The sequence below is a fragment of the Pseudomonas sp. KK4 genome, assembly GCF_001984065.1.
Classification (GTDB): Bacteria; Pseudomonadota; Gammaproteobacteria; order Pseudomonadales; family Pseudomonadaceae; genus Aquipseudomonas.
This window is the reverse complement of the sequence record NZ_LYVP01000040.1, coordinates 1-16,945: the sequence shown is the minus strand read 5'-3', so window position 1 is coordinate 16,945 and position 16,945 is coordinate 1. Positions and strand designations below refer to the sequence as shown.

The window sequence follows — 16,945 nt, the reverse complement described above, 5'->3', positions numbered from 1 at the left end:
CAGCTAGTGCGCTGCCGGGTTGATTATTTGTTATTACAGCGATATTATCTCGCGCCCTATTTCTTGGCTTCCGGGGCGTAGGTAGCTGTCAATTGGAGTCCCACTGAATGGCCCGTATTGCAGGCGTTAACATTCCAGATAACAAGCATACTGTTATCTCGCTGACCTACATCTATGGTGTTGGTCGCACTACTGCACAGAAAATTTGTGCAGAGACTGGGGTAAACCCAGCAGCAAAGATCAAGGATCTGAGCGACGAGCAAATTGAACAGCTGCGTGGCGAAGTGGCGAAGTTCACCACTGAAGGTGATCTGCGTCGCGAAATCAACATGAAAATCAAGCGCTTGATGGACCTCGGTTGCTATCGCGGTCTGCGTCATCGTCGTGGTCTGCCAGTACGCGGTCAGCGTACCAAGACCAACGCGCGTACCCGTAAAGGTCCGCGTAAGCCGATCCGCAAGTAATCGCCCCAGCGAATCGACAGGAATTTAATCATGGCAAAACCTGCTGCTCGTCCTCGTAAAAAAGTTAAAAAGACAGTGGTTGATGGCATCGCCCACATCCATGCATCTTTTAACAACACCATCGTGACCATCACCGACCGTCAAGGTAACGCTCTTTCCTGGGCTACCTCCGGTGGTTCGGGTTTCCGCGGTTCCCGCAAGTCCACTCCGTTTGCTGCTCAAGTAGCTGCTGAACGTGCTGGTCAAGCTGCGCTGGAATACGGCCTGAAAAACCTCGACGTAAACGTCAAAGGTCCAGGTCCAGGTCGTGAATCTGCAGTCCGCGCTTTGAACGGCTGTGGCTACAAGATCGCCAGCATCACCGACGTGACGCCAATCCCGCACAACGGGTGCCGTCCGCCGAAGAAGCGCCGCGTGTAATCCAGGAGATTGTAAAGAATGGCTCGTTACATTGGTCCAAAATGCAAACTCGCTCGTCGCGAAGGCACCGATCTCTTCCTGAAGAGCGGCGTGCGCGCGATCGAATCGAAGTGCAACATTGAAGCAGCACCTGGTATCCACGGCCAACGCCGCGGTCGCCAGTCCGATTACGGCACCCAACTGCGTGAAAAGCAGAAGGTTCGTCGTATCTACGGCGTTCTCGAGCGTCAATTCAGCGGCTACTACAAAGAAGCTGCTGGCAAGAAAGGCGCAACCGGCGAAAACCTGTTGCAACTGCTCGAATGCCGTCTGGACAACGTTGTATACCGTATGGGCTTTGGTTCGACTCGTGCCGAATCCCGTCAGCTGGTATCGCACAAGTCGATCAGCGTAAACGGTCAAACCGTTAACGTTCCGTCCTACCAGGTTCGTGCTGGTGACGTGGTTGCTGTTCGCGAGAAAGCAAAAAACCAACTTCGCATTGTCCAAGCTCTCGATCTGTGTGCCCAACGTGGCCGCGTAGAATGGGTAGAAGTAGACACTGAGAAGAAGTCGGGCGTTTTCAAGAACGTTCCAGCTCGCAGTGATCTGTCCGCCGACATCAACGAAAGCCTGATTGTCGAGCTCTACTCCAAGTAAGGGCTAGAAAATAGGTGCATCCATGCAGATTTCGGTAAATGAGTTCCTGACACCCCGCCATATTGACGTGCAGGTTGTCAGTCCAACCCGCGCCAAGATCACTCTCGAGCCTCTCGAGCGTGGCTTTGGCCACACCCTGGGCAACGCGCTGCGCCGCATCCTGTTGTCCTCAATGCCCGGCTGTGCAGTAGTCGAGGCCGAGATTGACGGTGTGCTCCACGAGTACAGCGCCATCGAAGGTGTACAGGAAGACGTAATTGAAATCCTGTTGAACCTTAAAGGTCTGGCTATCAAGCTGCACGGCCGTGACGAAGTTACGCTGACCTTGTCGAAGAAGGGTTCGGGGGTGGTTACCGCTGCCGATATTCAGCTGGATCATGATGTCGAGATCGTTAACCCCGATCACGTAATCGCTAACCTGGCGTCTAACGGCGCCCTGAACATGAAGCTCGTAGTAGCTCGTGGTCGTGGTTATGAACCGGCAGACTCGCGTCAGAGCGATGAAGACGAAAGCCGCAGCATCGGTCGCTTGCAGCTCGACTCTTCGTTCAGCCCGGTTCGCCGTATCGCATACGTGGTGGAAAACGCCCGTGTCGAGCAGCGTACTAACCTGGACAAGCTGGTTATTGATCTGGAAACCAACGGTACCCTGGATCCTGAAGAGGCAATCCGTCGCGCTGCAACCATCCTGCAACAGCAGTTGGCTGCGTTCGTCGACCTCAAAGGTGACAGCGAACCAGTGGTAATCGAGCAGGAAGACGAGATCGATCCGATCCTGCTTCGCCCGGTTGACGATCTGGAACTGACTGTACGTTCGGCTAACTGCCTTAAGGCGGAAAACATCTACTACATCGGCGACCTGATTCAGCGTACCGAAGTAGAGCTGTTGAAGACTCCGAACCTTGGCAAGAAATCCTTGACTGAAATCAAGGACGTTCTGGCCTCCCGCGGTCTGTCCCTCGGCATGCGCCTCGACAACTGGCCGCCTGCAAGTCTTAAGAAGGACGACAAGGCGACTGCCTGATCGTCGTAATCACCGAACGTAGTGTTTGGTAAGGAATGAACCATGCGTCATCGTAAAAGTGGTCGTCACCTCAGCCGCACCAGCTCGCACCGCAAGGCCATGTTCCAAAACATGGCGGTGTCGCTGTTCGAGCACGAGCTGATCAAAACTACTCTGCCAAAAGCTAAAGAACTGCGTCGCGTTGCTGAGCCGCTGATCACTTTGGCCAAGACAGACAGCCTGGCTAACCGCCGTCTGGCTTTCGACCGTACTCGTTCGAAAGCTATCGTTGGCAAGCTCTTCAACGACCTGGGCAAGCGTTACGCTACCCGTGAGGGTGGCTACCTGCGCATCCTCAAGTGCGGTTTCCGCGCTGGCGACAACGCGCCTATGGCGTACGTCGAGTTGGTTGATCGTGCTACCGGCGGTGAAGCTGTATCCGCTGAGTAAGACGTCAGTCTGAAACAAGAAACCGGGCCTTGCGCCCGGTTTTTTGTGGGCGTTTGAAAAGTATGGGCGTCTCTTTTGTGTATTGCTTATTTCTATCGATTGGCAATATCTAATGAATTTGAGTGTGTAATATTCATCGTCGATACTTCCTTACAGCCGACTAGCCGGCAGTTGATTCGAAAGAGGAAGAGATCGCATGAGCCAGAATAAAATACTCACCACTGCCAGTGGCGCGCCTGTCGCTGATAACCAGAATTCCCGTTCAGCAGGCCCTCGTGGGCCGCTGTTGCTTGATGACTTCCACCTGATGGAGAAGTTGGCTCACTTCAACCGTGAAAACATTCCCGAGCGCCGCGTACACGCCAAAGGCTCGGGTGCATACGGTACGTTCACCGTCACCCGCGACATCACCCAGTACACTAGCGCCAAGCTGTTTGAGGCAGTCGGTAAACAAACGCCAACCTTCCTGCGTTTTTCCACTGTGGGCGGCGAACGCGGTTCAGCGGATACCGAGCGTGATCCGCGCGGCTTTGCTTTGAAGTTCTACACCGAAGAAGGTAACTGGGACATTGTGGGTAACAACACTCCTGTGTTCTTCATTCGCGACCCTTTGAAATTCCCGGACTTTATCCACACCCAAAAGCGCCTGCCACAAAGCAACCTGAAAAGTGCGCAAGCGATGTGGGACTTCTGGTCGCATTCTCCCGAGGCGCTGCACCAAGTCACGATTCTGTTCTCCGATCGCGGTATCCCAGACGGCTACCGCCACATGCACGGCTTCGGTAGCCACACCTACAGCCTGATTAACGCCACCGGCGAACGCTATTGGGTGAAATGGCATTACAAGACCAAACAAGGGATCAAGAACCTTGCGCCAGCCGACGCAGCGCGTCTGGCGGGTACAGATCCGGATTACGCCCAGCGCGATTTGTTCGAGGCGATCGAGCGCGGTGATTTCCCGAAATGGAGCGTTTGCATCCAGGTCATGACCGAAGCTCAGGCGGCGGCGCATTATGAAAATCCGTTCGACGTGACCAAGACCTGGTCACAAAAAGAGTTTCCACTCATCGAAGTCGGCGAGCTGGAGTTGAACCGCAACCCGCTCAATTACTTTGCTGAAGTCGAACAGGCGGCCTTCGGCCCAAGCAACATGGTGCCAGGTGTCGGCCTGTCGCCCGATCGCATGCTGCAAGGTCGGGTGTTCGCCTATGCAGATGCCCACCGCTACCGCGTAGGTACCAATCACCAGCAACTTCCGGTGAATGCGCCGCGCAGTCCCGTCAATAGTTACCAGCGCGATGGTTCCATGGCCTTTGGCAGCAATGGCGGTGCAGCACCGAACTACGAGCCCAACAGCTATGTCGATTCGCCAAAGCAGGCCCCTCGTTACGCCGAACCTGCGTTGGCCCTGAGCGGCGTTGCTGATCGCTACGATCACCGCGAAGACACTGATTACTACAGTCACGCGGGTGCGCTGTTTCGTCTGATGAGTGACGAGCAAAAAGCTCTGCTGGTCGGCAACATCGCCGGCGCGATGGCCGGGGTATCAAGCGACGTGGTCGATCGCCAGTTGCAGCATTTCTACAGGGCCGATCTGGCGTATGGAGAGGCAATTGCAAAGCGGCTCAACGTACAGCTTAACGAAGTCTAAATGAGAAGCAGAACCGCCCTTATTGGGGCGGTTTTTTGCGTTATTTAACCTGCTTTTCTCAGAATATCTTCGCTTTTATTGCGTCATCGGCGTGACGATATCGCCATGTTGGTTCAAACTACATACTTTGAAGCAGGGAGATGTAGGGCGATGCAAGGCCACCCAGACGTTATCGATTACCTCAACACGTTGCTGACCGGCGAACTGGCCGCGCGTGACCAATATTTCGTTCACTCGCGGATGTATGAGGACTGGGGATTCACCAAGCTCTACGAACGAATCAACCACGAAATGGAAGAAGAAGCCGGCCACGCTGACGCGCTGATGCGCCGTATCCTGATGCTTGAAGGTACGCCACGCATGCGCCCGGACGATCTTGATGTCGGCACCACGGTACCTGAGATGCTCGAGGCGGATCTGCGTCTGGAGTACAAGGTTCGCGCTGCTTTGTGCAAAGGCATCGAACTCTGCGAGCAGCACAAGGATTATGTTAGCCGTGAGATGCTGAGAATTCAGCTGAACGATACCGAAGAGGATCACACTTACTGGCTCGAGAAGCAGTTGGGTCTGATCAAGTTGATCGGTCTCGAGAACTACCTGCAATCCCACGCTTGAAGTAGCGATCGGGAGGCCGCAAGCGCGAGCAAGCTTTGCTCCTGAACAGAAAGAAAAAGCCCCTGTCACCGAATAGATGACAGGGGCTTTTTCATGGGCCGTATTCAGGCCCGATCGCGTTCGAGCAAAGGTTTCAGGTAGTAACCGGTGTGAGATTGTTTCATCTCGGCGACTTGCTCCGGCGTACCCACAGCAATGATCTGGCCGCCTTTGGAACCGCCCTCCGGCCCCAGATCCACCAGCCAGTCTGCTGTCTTGATCACGTCCAGGTTGTGCTCGATCACCACCACGGTATTACCGTGGTCACGCAATCGATGCAACACATCAAGCAATTGCTGAATGTCCGCGAAGTGCAGGCCTGTGGTCGGCTCATCCAGGATGTACAGGGTCTTGCCGGTATCACGCTTGGACAGCTCACGGGACAGCTTGACCCGCTGAGCCTCGCCACCGGACAGCGTGGTCGCCGATTGTCCCAGCTTGATATATGACAGGCCCACGTCCATCAGCGTCTGCAGCTTGCGCGCCAAGGCCGGTACCGCATCAAAGAACTCCCGGGCTTCCTCGATCGTCATCTCGAGGGTCTCGTGAATGCTCTTGCCTTTGTACTTGATCTCCAGCGTCTCGCGGTTGTAGCGCTTGCTCTTGCAGACGTCGCACGGCACATAGATGTCCGGCAGGAAGTGCATCTCCACTTTGATCAAGCCGTCGCCTTGGCAGGCTTCACAGCGCCCACCCTTGACGTTGAAAGAGAAGCGCCCCGGACCATAACCCCGGGAGCGTGATTCCGGCACGCCGGCGAACAACTCTCGAATCGGCGTGAACAACCCGGTGTAGGTTGCGGGGTTGGAACGTGGCGTTCGCCCGATCGGGCTCTGGTCGATGTCGACGACCTTGTCCAGGTGTTCCAGCCCCTTGATGCTGTCGTGAGGGGCCGCTTCAAGGGTGGTCGCACCGTTCAGCGCCGTGGCGCTCAGTGGGAACAGTGTGTTGTTGATCAGCGTCGACTTGCCTGAGCCGGACACGCCGGTCACGCAGGTCAGCAGGCCGATCGGAATTTCCAGGTCGACATTGCGCAAGTTGTTGCCGCGGGCGCCCTTGAGCGTCAGCGACAGCTTCTTGTTGCGCGGCGTGCGCTTGGCCGGTACTTCGATTTTCACCCGGCCCGACAGATACTTGCCAGTGAGGGAGTCCGGATGCGCCATCACCTCGGCGGGCGTGCCCTCAGCGACGATATGTCCACCGTGAACGCCAGCGCCCGGACCGATATCCACCACGTAGTCAGCCAGGCGAATTGCATCTTCGTCATGCTCGACCACGATCACGGTGTTACCGATGTCACGCAGGTGTTTGAGGGTGCCAAGCAAGCGGTCGTTATCGCGCTGGTGCAAGCCAATCGATGGTTCATCGAGGATGTACAGAACGCCGACCAGGCCGGCGCCGATCTGGCTGGCCAGACGAATACGCTGAGCCTCACCGCCGGACAGGGTGTCGGCGCTGCGATCCAGCGACAGGTAGTCGAGGCCGACGTTGACCAGAAACTGCAGGCGCTCGCGGATTTCCTTGAGGATCTTGTCGGCAATCTCGCCCCGGCGGCCGGTCAGTTTCAGCCCACCGAAATAGTCGCAGGCGTCGCCGATCGGCAGATTGGTCACCGCCGGCAGGTTCTTTTCGCCCACCCACACGTGCCGCGCCTCACGACGCAATCGAGTACCGCGGCAGTCCGGGCAGGATTGGGTGCTGAGGAACTTGGCCAGTTCTTCGCGCACCGAAGCCGACTCAGTTTCGCGATAGCGACGTTCCAGGTTCGGCACGATGCCTTCGAACGGATGCGAGCGTTTGACGATGTCGCCGCGGTCGTTCAGGTATTTGAAATCGACATTCTGCGAGCCGCTGCCATGCAGGATTTGCTTCTGCTGGTCGGCCGGCAGTTCGTTGAACGGCACTTCCAGGCTGAACTTGAAATGAGAGGCCAACGAACCGAGCATCTGGAAGTAGTAGACGTTGCGCCGGTCCCAGCCGCGAATCGCGCCTTCGGCCAGGGTCAGTTCACCGTTGACCAGTCGCTTGATGTCGAAGAACTGCTTCACGCCCAGGCCATCGCAGGTCGGGCAGGCACCGGCCGGGTTGTTGAAGGAGAACAGCTTTGGCTCTAGCTCGCTGATGGCATGCCCGCAAATCGGGCAGGCGAAGCGTGCGGAGAAGATCATCTCTTCGCCGGGTTCGTCGTCCATCGGCGCCACCAGAGCGATGCCATCGGCCAGCTTCAGTGCCGTCTCGAAGGATTCGGCGAGGCGCTGTTGCAGATCGGCACGTACCTTGAAGCGGTCCACCACCACATCGATGGTGTGTTTTTTCTGCTTGTCGAGTTTCGGCGCTTCGTCCAGCTCATAGAGCTTGCCGTTGATCCGGGCGCGGACGAAGCCCTGGGCGCGCAGCTCTTCGAAGACCGACAGGTGTTCGCCCTTGCGTTCACGGATCACCGGCGCCAGCAGCATCAGCTTGCTGCCTTCCGGCTCGGCCAGGACCAGGTCGACCATCTGGCTGACGGTCTGCGCCTCCAGCGGGATGTCGTGATCCGGGCAGCGCGGGATGCCCACGCGTGCATACAGCAAGCGCAGGTAGTCGTAGATTTCGGTAATGGTGCCGACGGTCGAGCGCGGGTTGTGCGAAGTCGACTTCTGTTCAATGGAGATGGCCGGCGAGAGGCCTTCGATGGTGTCGACGTCGGGCTTTTCCATCATCGAAAGGAACTGGCGGGCATAGGCCGACAGCGATTCAACGTAGCGGCGCTGGCCTTCGGCGTACAGTGTGTCGAAAGCCAGTGATGACTTGCCTGAGCCAGACAGGCCGGTGATGACGATCAGCTTGTCCCGCGGCAGGGTCAGGTCGATGTTCTTCAGGTTGTGGGTTCGAGCCCCACGAATCAGGATCTTGTCCAAGGTGGCCTCGCTCGGCGGGCGTCGAAAACGTAGGAGTATACGGCCAAATACTGGATGGATGCACACTATCGAATGATGTCATTGCAGCCTTACATGAAAGCTCTTTCATCTACACGCGGCAAAGCGTCGCGATATACCCTGCCAATCGATGGGACTGGTAGAATCGCCGCCGGTTCACATGAGGTTTTTCCATGCACGATCCCCACAGCGAACGCATGAGTGGCAGCGAGACCCGCGCGGCGAGTGGTCTGGCCCTGGTGTTCGCCTTCCGTATGCTTGGCATGTTCATGGTGTTGCCGGTTTTGGCGACCTATGGCATGGACCTGGCGGGAGCGACCCCGGCCCTGATCGGGCTGGCGATTGGCGCTTATGGCCTGACCCAGGCGATTTTCCAGATTCCATTCGGCTTCATTTCCGATCGCATTGGCCGCCGCCCGGTGATTTACCTGGGGCTGGTCGTGTTCGCCCTCGGCAGCGTATTGGCAGCCAACGCCGATTCGATCTGGGGCGTGATCGCCGGACGGGTCCTACAGGGTGCCGGGGCGATTTCCGCCGCGGTCATGGCGCTGCTGTCGGACCTGACCCGCGAACAGCATCGGACCAAGGCCATGGCCATGATCGGCATGACCATCGGCCTGTCGTTTGCCGTGGCGATGGTGGTCGGCCCCTTGCTGACCCGTGCTTTCGGCCTGTCGGGGCTGTTCCTTGCGACCGGTGGCATGGCGCTGCTCGGTATCGTGATCGTGATGTTCATGGTGCCGCGCTCCACTGGCCCATTGCAGCATCGAGAGTCCGGCGTCGCGCGCCAGGCGTTGATACCGACGCTCAAGCACCCTGACCTGCTGCGGCTGGACCTGGGCATCTTTGTGTTGCACGCCATGTTGATGTCGAGCTTCGTCGCGCTGCCGCTGGCGCTGGTGGAAAAAGCCGGCCTGCCGAAGGAGCAGCACTGGTGGGTGTACCTGACCGCGCTGCTGATTTCGTTCTTCGCCATGATCCCGTTCATTATCTACGGCGAGAAACGACGCAAAATGAAACGAGTTTTGCTCGGCGCCGTCGTGACGCTGATGCTCACTGAGCTATTCTTCTGGCAGTTCGGCGACAGCTTGCGGGCTCTGGTGATCGGAACGGTGGTGTTCTTTACCGCCTTCAATCTGCTGGAAGCTTCACTGCCGTCGCTGATCAGCAAGGTTTCACCGGCCGGCGGCAAAGGCACGGCAATGGGCGTCTATTCCACCAGTCAGTTCCTCGGATCGGCACTGGGCGGGATACTCGGCGGATGGTTGTTCCAGCATGGCGGTTTGTCGGTTGTATTCCTGGGATGCGCGGCGCTGGCTGCACTCTGGCTGGCCTTTGCTGTTACCATGCGTGAACCTCCCTACGTGACAAGCCTGCGCTTGCCGTTGTCGCCCGAGGCGATCCGCGAAGCGGGTCTGGTAGAGCGCCTGAAGGCCGTCGTAGGGGTAACAGATGCAGTAATAGTCGCTGATGAAGCGGCCATTTACATCAAATTGGACACCGAACTATTGGATCGCACCACCCTGGAAAACCTGGTGAACAACCCGGCCGGGGCAGCGTGCGTAGCCTAGGAGAACGTAATGGCCCGTGGGGTTAACAAAGTCATATTGGTCGGCACTTGCGGCCAGGATCCTGAAGTTCGCTACCTGCCGAACGGCAACGCCGTGACCAACCTGAGTCTGGCGACCAGCGAACAATGGACCGACAAGCAAACCGGTCAGAAAGTCGAAAAGACCGAATGGCACCGTGTGTCGATGTTCGGCAAAGTGGCGGAAATCGCCGGCGAATACCTGCGTAAAGGTTCGCAAGTCTACATCGAAGGCAAGCTGCAGACTCGCGAGTGGGAAAAAGACGGTATCAAGCGTTACACCACCGAGATCGTGGTCGACATGCAAGGCACCATGCAACTGCTGGGCGGCCGTCCACAACAGGGCGACCAACAAGGCGGGGGCAACTACCAGCAGTCCGCCCCGGCTCCACGCCAGCAGGCACCGCGCCCGCAGCAGTCGGCTCCACAGCAGTCGCGTCCGGCTCCACAGCAGGCCGCTCCGCAGCCGGCTCCGGATTTCGACAGCTTTGATGACGACATCCCGTTCTAGGCCATAGCGCCGAACTGAAAGCGCCGAACTGAAAAAGCCCGGCATCCCCTGAGGATGCCGGGCTTTTTGTTGTCCGGAATTTCTCAGTCCAATATCAGGTGCGGCAAAAACCGGCTTGAATCCTTGGTGATCAGGCTGTTGTCTTCCCGCACACCGATCCCCGCCGCCTGATCGCCGATGACCCAGGAACCGATCAGCGTGTAGCTGTCGTCGAACTTCGGCAACGGCGCGAACTCCTGCAGGATGAACGGCGCATCCGTGTACGGTCCGTCCTCTCTCACGATCAGCCCGTCGGCGGTCTGCAATTCGATGTTGGCCCCTTCCCGGGAGAAGAACGGCTTGCGCACCCAGCCCTTGGGCACCGCTTTGCCGGGGTCGGTATCCAGATGAGCCGCGAGCAGGTTCGGGTGACCTTTGTTGAACTCCCACAGCAGCGGCAGGATGCCCTTGTTGGATATGACCGATTTCCACGCGGGCTCGAAAAACTGTGTGTCACTCTGGGCGATCGCCGTACCGAAGGGCTCATGGAAGATGAACTCCCAGGCATGCAGCTTGAACAGGTGAGGAATCCAGCGATCTTCGAGGTCTACGAAGCGTCCATCGCTGGTGAGCCCGATGTCTTCGATATCGATGTGCCGAGATTCGATGCCGACTTTTTCCGCGATCAGACGCAAGTAATCAGTAGTGCCTTTGTCTTCGACCGAGTCTTTCATCGACGCGAAGTAAAAGGGCTGTTTGAGCTGCAGTTGCGCGAAAGCCTGATGCAGTTTGGTATCGATGCTGTTGAACTGATCGGCCTCCTTGGGCAGCAAGCCGCGCTCGATGCATTGCTCCAGCCAGCCCCATTGAAAGGCCGCCGCTTCGTACAGACTGGTGGGTGTGTCGTAGTTCAGCTCCAACAGCTTGGCGGGGCCGGTGCCGTTGTAGGAGAAATCCATGCGTCCGTACAGATGCGGATGACCTTCGAGCCACGAGGTACGGATCAGGTCGTAGAACGGCGCAGGAATGCTCAGGCGCTCCAGCAACTCTTCGCTCTGTACCACGCGGGCCACCAGGTCCATGCACATGTCATGGATCTCGGTGGTCGGGTCTTCGAGATCGTTCTCGATCTGCTTGAGCGTGAACTGGTAGTACGCGCTCTCGTCCCAATAGGGCTCATCGTCGATGGTGTGAAACAGAAAGCCGAGGCTGTCGGCCGTCTGTTTCCAGTCATGCCGTTCCGCGCAGTGGATTTTCTTCATGGCCGTGTTTCCTTAACTGCTCGAACCGCCGCCCCAGCCGCTGCGGGCACTGGCCTTGCTGCCAAAGCCGCCACGGGAAGTGGAGGAGGCCACTGAAATCGGTTTGCTGGTTGAACGGGTCGACGCAGTGCTGTAGCCGCTGCCGTATTTCGCCTGGTTGGACCGGGTAAAGGTCGTGCCTTTGGAGATGCGCTGGCTGAGCGTCGAGGAGCCGTAGCTGCCGCGATCATCGCGATAGCGGTACACCGGCTCGGAGTAGTAGCTGTTGCGGTTATTGCTCAGCATGTTGCCGATCAGCAAACCGGTCAGCAGGCTGCCGGTCGAGAACCCCGAACCGCCATTATTGGCTTCCGAGGCTGGCAATTGCGCCCGCGCAGCGTCCACCTGGGACTGAGTGACCTGGCCATCGGCGGTCAACTCAAAGCCGCCCAGTCTCGGCACAAACTTGCCGGCAGAATCCTGCTGGCACCAGTCGGCGACGAAGTCGGCATCGCAATCGGCCTGGTTGTCGTACACCGGTGCGATTCGGCGATGCTCGGCCAGGGCGGTCATGTAGGCGTCCGAGCAAACATCGACCGGCAGTTTTTCGTCGGCGCACTGCTGAACGGACTGGAAGTTGTACTTCTTCTGCACCGCGTAGGTTTTTTCCGTTGGCCCACAGCCCGAGATCGCCATGGCGACCGACGCGGCCAGCGAGAGCTGTACGTACTTGCTTCGTTTCATCCGGATCTCCGCGGGCTCAGTTCTGGGAAGGGGTCATGCACGCGGCGTTCAACATGCCGACGCTGATGGCCACTGCCGCCACATAGATACCTGCGGCGATTTCACCGTTTTGAATGCGTAGCGACGCGCCCTTGAGCACCAGGCTGGTCATCAGGAACGCCAGCAGCTGGACGAAGGCGGCGATCACTGCCCACACGACGAAGTCCAGGATGTTGATCGAGTAGGCGATGACATTGCTCGCCGGAATCGCAAAACCGACGATCGCGCCACCCAGCGCAATCGCGGCAGCCACATTGCCGGCGCGGATCAGCTCGAATTCCTTGTGCGGTGTAAGCCGGGTGTAGATGAACTGGAACAGTGCGAACAAGACGGCCGCACCGACAATGTACAAAACAAATCCGAGTACGGCGGCTTTGTTCAGGGAGATGGAGAGTGCTTCAAGCATGGATCAACTTCCTGTTTAACAAATGGTCAGGTCGGTGGTGTAGAGCGAAATGCCCAGTGACGTACTCAGGCTGATGGTGCCTTCAGCGTCTTCTTCCACGGAAAACAGCAGAAATTCCCGGCGATCGGTCAGGCCCGTTTCCCGGGCGTAGAGCATCGAATGGTGCTCGATACGGTAAGTCTCATCCGGGTTGCTCAAGTGTTCGCTCAGCGCCACCAGTTCCGTCTGGCCGGCCTCGGTGCCCCATTCGCGGCTGTATTCGACGCCGTTATGGGTGTAGGTCGGCAACCCGATCAGGCTGTCGGGGCCGGCCAGACGGCGCAGTTCCGCCTCACTGTTGATGGTGATGTAGTCGAGGTAATTGAACAGGATCACCGACTCGACCTGCCCGGCAATGTCACCGCTGGTGTGGACCTGCAGCCAATGGTCTTCGTCGTTCAGGTAAAAACGCGACAGCCAGTTCGATTGGCCGAGCTCGATGGTGCCGGCGCTCCAGATCGGCTGCGAGTCTGGGATGACCAGGCTGGTTTTGCCGTCGAGCAGCAATTTCAGCGTGGAATCGAACATCACGCCCTTACCGAATGCCAGCCCCAGCGGCCCGGCAGGCGGCTCATTCAGTGGCGCATTGTCAGTGGCGATCCACTTGGAGTCCGAGTTCGGGGCTTCAAGCCCCATAAACTTTTTAAACCATCCCATGAAGACTTCCTTGAGGGGAGTAGAGGTGATGCACGCAAGTTTGCCCGCCACAGAGCCGCGTCACCACAGTGGCCGCCGGCCCTTGAGGGCGTCCATCCTTGATCTCGATCGAACAACCGCCATTTGCGCGCTTTCAATGTGGGAGCGGGCTCGCTCGCGAAGTCGTAGCGTCAGTTGATTCCATCGTGCTGACACACCGCTTTCGCGAGCAAGCCCGCTGTCACAGGTTCGGCGTCTCGCTCAGTTACTCGGCCGACTGTTTCTTCAGGCGCTCGAGAATGGCGTTGGCGCTGCCCGCATCCGGCGTGATGCCGGCCTCGCGCAGCTTGCGCTCCAGATCGTTACCGGTCGAAGCCTCGGCCAGTTCTTCCTGGGCGCTGAGCTCGGCCGCGCGTTGCTGTTGCTTGGCCTGCAGGCGATTGAGGGTGCCGACCGCGGTTTCCAGCTTGCCGTTGGCGCCGCCACTGGCGATCGATGCGCTGACCTGGGCTTTCTGCACGCTCTCACGGGCCTTGGCCATGTCCACTTGCTGGCGCAGGCTCTTGATGCGCGCTTCGGCCTTGTTGATGTCCTTACGCATGTTGTCGGCATAGGTGCCGAATTCGGCGGCCTGCTTTTGCTCGACATCCAGCTCATTGGTCAGGGTCGAAATCGCTTCGGCCACTTCCAGCGCCAAGTCTTCGCGCTTGGCCTGGATCGCGGCCATGGCCTTGGATTCCAGGTCCTTGATCTTGGCGTTGTACTCGCTCACCCGGTCAGCCGACAGTTTGTGCTTGGCCATGATGGTGACCAACTCGCGCCGGGCGCTGGCCAGGGCGCTGTCGGCTTCGCGGATTTCCTGGTCGAGGATGCGCAGGGCCTGCTGGTCGACGATGGCTTCGCCGACTTCGCTGGCGCCGCCGCGCAATGCGGTGAACAACTTGCTCCAGATGGACTGAGTCATTGGATATTCCCTGTTTGCGAATGGCTTTTAAGTGGATGACTTGAAGAAGTGTTCGAAGGCTTCGCTGGCGCGATGCACATTGTCGACCAGGGTTTTGATCTCGGTGACCACGTTGGTCAGGCTCGAATCGGAGCTCAGCGCGCCGAACATGTTGTAGACGGTCTGCCCGTTGGGCATGGATTCGATGCCGATCGAGGACAGGGGGAACAGCTCACGGCTGCGCAGCACCGCGTCGTTGAAGGCGCCTACATCGCTGATCGAGTCGATGTCGACCAGTACGGTGTCGACGATGATTTGCTCGCCGACTACGGCGACGTAGATCGGCAGGCCGCCGAACTCGTTCATCTCCAGCTTGATGCTGGATTCGGAGCCTTGAACGAGGGAAAGGGTGATTTCTTGCGACACCACTTCGTCCAGCGCCCGAAGGGCGGTGAACAGGCGATCGATGGTCCAGTTGTTACCTGCGCTCATGTAATTCTCCGACATGAATGAGCCAGCCAGAATCGGTTGGCGTAGCTGTTGCTCCATCTGCTTGAGCAGGCTTCGGTTTTCGGGAAGCACCCAAGTCTCGTGTTTCACATAACCGGCCGCCGCAAGGCCTGCGCGCATCTGCTTCATGTAAAAGCTCGACGGCTTTTTCGTCGACGGTTTCGAGCGCTCTGCCTTGCGGCTTGCCGTTGGGTTTTCAAGCCCGGCGGACGAACCTGGTGGAGAGCTGTTTTTCATGGTGCCGACCCCGTTGTGAAACTCACGCGGGGAAACAGTACAGCCAATTTTTGCAACTCACAATGACTCACGCGTGAGATTTTTGGACACACAAAAACGCCCGCGATGGCGATCCCCAGGGACCCCATCGCGGGCGAGCCATGCTCCGGCGAGAGCGAGTTACGCAGTCAGAAATTCATCCGTAGAGATCACCTTGGCATAGGCGAACCCCAGAGCCGACATGAATGCCGCATGCACATGCGCCGCCGGCACGGTCACCCCGTTGAACTCCAGATCGCGCGAGGCACAGGCGTCGTGGATCACCGTGACGCTATAGCCCAGGTCGTTGGCGGCGCGGGTGATGCCGTCGACGCACATGTGGCTCATGCTGCCGACCACCACCAACTCCTTGATGCCCTGTTCGTCGAGGATCGACTGCAGTTCGGTTTCGCGGAACGAGTTGACGAAGTGCTTGAGCACCACTGGCTCGTTGCCCTGGTTGAGGACTTTGGGGTGCAGCTTGGCGCCTTCGGAGCCAGGGGTGAAAAACGGGGCGTCGTGGGAGGTGAACTCGTGGCGGATGTGCACCACCGAGTCACCGGCTTCGCGGAACGACTTGAGCAGACGGACTGCATTGTCTGCAGCGGCATCGGCGCCGACCAGCGGCCACTTGCCCTGTGGGAAATAGTCGTTCTGGATATCGACTACGATGAGTGCTTGCTTGGCCATGACTGTTCCCTCGAAGTGTTGTTTGGTGTGGAATGAAGTATTGGCGCTGGTGCGTCCTTCGGGGATTGGCCGCACCGACAATAGAAGGGGCAAAACTGACAATGGACGCACAAAGGGCAATCGTCGAACTGGGCGTGTTGATCTATCCCGGCGCGCAAATGGCGGCGGTGCATGGCTTGACCGACCTGTTCGGGGTGGCCAACCGGATCGCTGCCGATCATCAGGCGGTGCAGTTGCCGTTGCTGCGCGTCAGCCATTGGCAAGTCGAGGGCGAGCAGTCGCCCACGCGCATCTTCGACAGTCATCCTGGGGCGCAAGGCGCAATGGTCGCGGTGTTGATTCCGCCGTCAATTGCCGGGTTCACCGAAGGCCAGGCACCCAAGGCACTGCTGCAATGGCTGCGCCATCAACATGCCAACGGCGCGACCCTCGGCGGTGTTTGCGTCGGTTCGCTGCTGATGGCCGAAAGCGGGTTGCTCGATGGCCGTAGCGCCACGACCCATTGGACCTCGGCCAAGACGTTCGCCGAGCGTTACCCGGCGATCAAGCTCAAGGCCGATACGCCCATCGTCGATGACGGCGACCTGATCACCACCGCCGGGCTGATGGCCTGGTCCGAATTGGGCCTGCGCATGGTCGATCGCCTGTTGGGGCCGAGCATTGCCACCGGCACGGCGCGTTTTCTGGTGGTGGAGCACAGCGACAGTGCCAGCGAGTGCGGCAGCAACTTTGCGCCGATCCTCAGTCACGGCGATGCATCGATTCTCAAAGTGCAGCACTGGCTGCAAAGCACCGGCGCCACCGACGTGTCGCTGACGGCCATGGCCGAGCGCGCAGGGCTGGAGGAGCGCACATTCCTGCGCCGCTTCCGCGCGGCGACCGGGCTCAAGCCCACCGAATACTGCCAGCACCTGCGGGTGGGCAAGGCGCGGGAAATGCTCGAGTTCACCAACGGCACCATCGATCACATTGCCTGGACCGTGGGCTATCAGGACCCGAGTGCGTTTCGCTCCACGTTCAAGAAAATCACCGGGTTGGCGCCGAGTGATTACCGCTCGCGGTTCGGCGTGACCCCGTCGCCACGCTAGTCGCCACGCCGAGGATCCACTTGTGGGAGCGGGCTTGCTCGCGAAGGCGGCTTAACAGTGAGCAGATGTGTTCAATG

At 58.6% G+C, this 16,945-nt stretch carries 18 protein-coding genes; 10 read left to right on the top strand and 8 right to left on the bottom strand.

Annotation, left to right across the window (positions count from 1 at the left end; translation table 11 throughout):
• Positions 1-107 precede the first annotated feature (107 nt).
• The 7 genes from rpsM (at position 108) to bfr (ending at position 5,242) form a co-directional block, all read left to right on the top strand.
• Positions 108-464: a 30S ribosomal protein S13 gene (gene rpsM / locus B0W55_RS15250; RefSeq protein ID WP_009045849.1), complete on the top strand. Its 357-nt coding sequence runs from the start codon at positions 108-110 to the stop codon at positions 462-464.
• Positions 465-494: 30 nt separating this feature from the next.
• The gene (rpsK, locus tag B0W55_RS15245; RefSeq protein ID WP_002555466.1) at positions 495-884 is read left to right on the top strand and encodes a 30S ribosomal protein S11; all 390 of its coding nucleotides are present in this window, start codon (positions 495-497) and stop codon (positions 882-884) included.
• An 18-nt stretch (positions 885-902) separates the two neighbouring features.
• The gene (gene rpsD, locus B0W55_RS15240; protein ID WP_003176404.1) at positions 903-1,523 is read left to right on the top strand and encodes a 30S ribosomal protein S4; all 621 of its coding nucleotides are present in this window, start codon (positions 903-905) and stop codon (positions 1,521-1,523) included.
• 22 nt (positions 1,524-1,545) lie between these two features.
• A complete protein-coding gene (gene rpoA / locus B0W55_RS15235; protein ID WP_007924176.1) occupies positions 1,546-2,547 on the top strand; it encodes a DNA-directed RNA polymerase subunit alpha in 1,002 nt (333 codons plus the stop codon).
• Positions 2,548-2,589: 42 nt separating this feature from the next.
• Positions 2,590-2,976, top strand: coding sequence for a 50S ribosomal protein L17 (gene rplQ, locus B0W55_RS15230; protein WP_024778333.1), 387 nt, complete (start codon positions 2,590-2,592; stop codon positions 2,974-2,976).
• 196 nt (positions 2,977-3,172) lie between these two features.
• A complete protein-coding gene (locus B0W55_RS15225) occupies positions 3,173-4,627 on the top strand; it encodes a catalase (protein WP_077046800.1) in 1,455 nt (484 codons plus the stop codon).
• 150 nt (positions 4,628-4,777) lie between these two features.
• Positions 4,778-5,242 carry a bacterioferritin gene (bfr, locus tag B0W55_RS15220; RefSeq protein ID WP_077046799.1) on the top strand — a complete coding sequence of 155 codons (465 nt, stop codon included), beginning with the start codon at positions 4,778-4,780 and terminating at the stop codon, positions 5,240-5,242.
• 104 nt (positions 5,243-5,346) lie between these two features.
• Here bfr and uvrA read toward each other — a convergent pair whose 3' ends face one another.
• Positions 5,347-8,181, bottom strand: coding sequence for an excinuclease ABC subunit UvrA (uvrA, locus tag B0W55_RS15215; RefSeq protein WP_077046798.1), 2,835 nt, complete (start codon positions 8,179-8,181; stop codon positions 5,347-5,349).
• Between the two features lie 191 nt (positions 8,182-8,372).
• On the opposite strand from uvrA, the gene B0W55_RS15210 reads away from it, so the two are divergent.
• Both B0W55_RS15210 and B0W55_RS15205 read left to right on the top strand, forming a co-directional pair.
• Positions 8,373-9,770 carry an MFS transporter gene (locus B0W55_RS15210; protein ID WP_077046797.1) on the top strand — a complete coding sequence of 466 codons (1,398 nt, stop codon included), beginning with the start codon at positions 8,373-8,375 and terminating at the stop codon, positions 9,768-9,770.
• 9 nt (positions 9,771-9,779) lie between these two features.
• Positions 9,780-10,298: a single-stranded DNA-binding protein gene (locus B0W55_RS15205; protein ID WP_077046796.1), complete on the top strand. Its 519-nt coding sequence runs from the start codon at positions 9,780-9,782 to the stop codon at positions 10,296-10,298.
• A gap of 83 nt (positions 10,299-10,381) precedes the next feature.
• On the opposite strand, the gene B0W55_RS15200 is transcribed toward B0W55_RS15205, so the two are convergent.
• The 7 genes from B0W55_RS15200 to B0W55_RS15170 form a co-directional block, all read right to left on the bottom strand.
• Positions 10,382-11,539 carry a glutathionylspermidine synthase family protein gene (locus B0W55_RS15200; protein WP_077046795.1) on the bottom strand — a complete coding sequence of 386 codons (1,158 nt, stop codon included), beginning with the start codon at positions 11,537-11,539 and terminating at the stop codon, positions 10,382-10,384.
• Between the two features lie 12 nt (positions 11,540-11,551).
• On the bottom strand, positions 11,552-12,262 hold the full coding sequence (locus tag B0W55_RS15195; RefSeq protein WP_077046794.1) for a DUF1190 domain-containing protein: 711 nt from the start codon (positions 12,260-12,262) through the stop codon (positions 11,552-11,554).
• Between the two features lie 16 nt (positions 12,263-12,278).
• The gene (locus B0W55_RS15190; protein ID WP_077046793.1) at positions 12,279-12,707 is read right to left on the bottom strand and encodes a DUF350 domain-containing protein; all 429 of its coding nucleotides are present in this window, start codon (positions 12,705-12,707) and stop codon (positions 12,279-12,281) included.
• Positions 12,708-12,722: 15 nt separating this feature from the next.
• Entirely contained in the window at positions 12,723-13,403 is a 681-nt protein-coding gene (locus B0W55_RS15185; RefSeq protein ID WP_077046792.1) for a DUF2491 family protein, read from the bottom strand.
• Between the two features lie 244 nt (positions 13,404-13,647).
• Complete coding sequence (locus B0W55_RS15180) at positions 13,648-14,346, bottom strand: PspA/IM30 family protein (protein ID WP_077046791.1); 699 nt, start codon at positions 14,344-14,346, stop codon at positions 13,648-13,650.
• 27 nt (positions 14,347-14,373) lie between these two features.
• The gene (locus B0W55_RS15175; RefSeq protein ID WP_256576309.1) at positions 14,374-14,964 is read right to left on the bottom strand and encodes a YjfI family protein; all 591 of its coding nucleotides are present in this window, start codon (positions 14,962-14,964) and stop codon (positions 14,374-14,376) included.
• A gap of 267 nt (positions 14,965-15,231) precedes the next feature.
• Positions 15,232-15,780 (bottom strand): cysteine hydrolase family protein, encoded by a 549-nt coding sequence (locus B0W55_RS15170; protein WP_077046789.1) that lies wholly within the window; start codon positions 15,778-15,780, stop codon positions 15,232-15,234.
• 101 nt (positions 15,781-15,881) lie between these two features.
• Between B0W55_RS15170 and B0W55_RS15165 the strand changes: the two genes are divergently transcribed.
• Positions 15,882-16,868 (top strand): GlxA family transcriptional regulator, encoded by a 987-nt coding sequence (locus B0W55_RS15165; protein ID WP_077046788.1) that lies wholly within the window; start codon positions 15,882-15,884, stop codon positions 16,866-16,868.
• The last annotated feature ends 77 nt before the right edge of the window (positions 16,869-16,945 follow it).

Excerpts from the sequence above, each read along its gene's own strand:
- rplQ (WP_024778333.1), top strand. The coding sequence starts at position 2,590 with ATGCGTCATCGTAAAAGTGGTCGTCACCTCAGCCGCACCAGCTCGCAC.
- B0W55_RS15195 (WP_077046794.1), bottom strand. The coding sequence starts at position 12,262 with ATGAAACGAAGCAAGTACGTACAGCTCTCGCTGGCCGCGTCGGTCGCC.
- B0W55_RS15180 (WP_077046791.1), bottom strand. The coding sequence starts at position 14,346 with ATGACTCAGTCCATCTGGAGCAAGTTGTTCACCGCATTGCGCGGCGGC.
- bfr (WP_077046799.1), top strand. The coding sequence starts at position 4,778 with ATGCAAGGCCACCCAGACGTTATCGATTACCTCAACACGTTGCTGACC.
- rpsK (WP_002555466.1), top strand. The coding sequence starts at position 495 with ATGGCAAAACCTGCTGCTCGTCCTCGTAAAAAAGTTAAAAAGACAGTG.
- B0W55_RS15190 (WP_077046793.1), bottom strand. The coding sequence starts at position 12,707 with ATGCTTGAAGCACTCTCCATCTCCCTGAACAAAGCCGCCGTACTCGGA.
- rpsD (WP_003176404.1), top strand. The coding sequence starts at position 903 with ATGGCTCGTTACATTGGTCCAAAATGCAAACTCGCTCGTCGCGAAGGC.
- rpoA (WP_007924176.1), top strand. The coding sequence starts at position 1,546 with ATGCAGATTTCGGTAAATGAGTTCCTGACACCCCGCCATATTGACGTG.
- B0W55_RS15210 (WP_077046797.1), top strand. The coding sequence starts at position 8,373 with ATGCACGATCCCCACAGCGAACGCATGAGTGGCAGCGAGACCCGCGCG.
- rpsM (WP_009045849.1), top strand. The coding sequence starts at position 108 with ATGGCCCGTATTGCAGGCGTTAACATTCCAGATAACAAGCATACTGTT.
- B0W55_RS15205 (WP_077046796.1), top strand. The coding sequence starts at position 9,780 with ATGGCCCGTGGGGTTAACAAAGTCATATTGGTCGGCACTTGCGGCCAG.
- B0W55_RS15185 (WP_077046792.1), bottom strand. The coding sequence starts at position 13,403 with ATGGGATGGTTTAAAAAGTTTATGGGGCTTGAAGCCCCGAACTCGGAC.
- B0W55_RS15175 (WP_256576309.1), bottom strand. The coding sequence starts at position 14,964 with ATGAAGCAGATGCGCGCAGGCCTTGCGGCGGCCGGTTATGTGAAACAC.
- B0W55_RS15165 (WP_077046788.1), top strand. The coding sequence starts at position 15,882 with ATGGACGCACAAAGGGCAATCGTCGAACTGGGCGTGTTGATCTATCCC.
- B0W55_RS15225 (WP_077046800.1), top strand. The coding sequence starts at position 3,173 with ATGAGCCAGAATAAAATACTCACCACTGCCAGTGGCGCGCCTGTCGCT.
- B0W55_RS15200 (WP_077046795.1), bottom strand. The coding sequence starts at position 11,539 with ATGAAGAAAATCCACTGCGCGGAACGGCATGACTGGAAACAGACGGCC.
- B0W55_RS15170 (WP_077046789.1), bottom strand. The coding sequence starts at position 15,780 with ATGGCCAAGCAAGCACTCATCGTAGTCGATATCCAGAACGACTATTTC.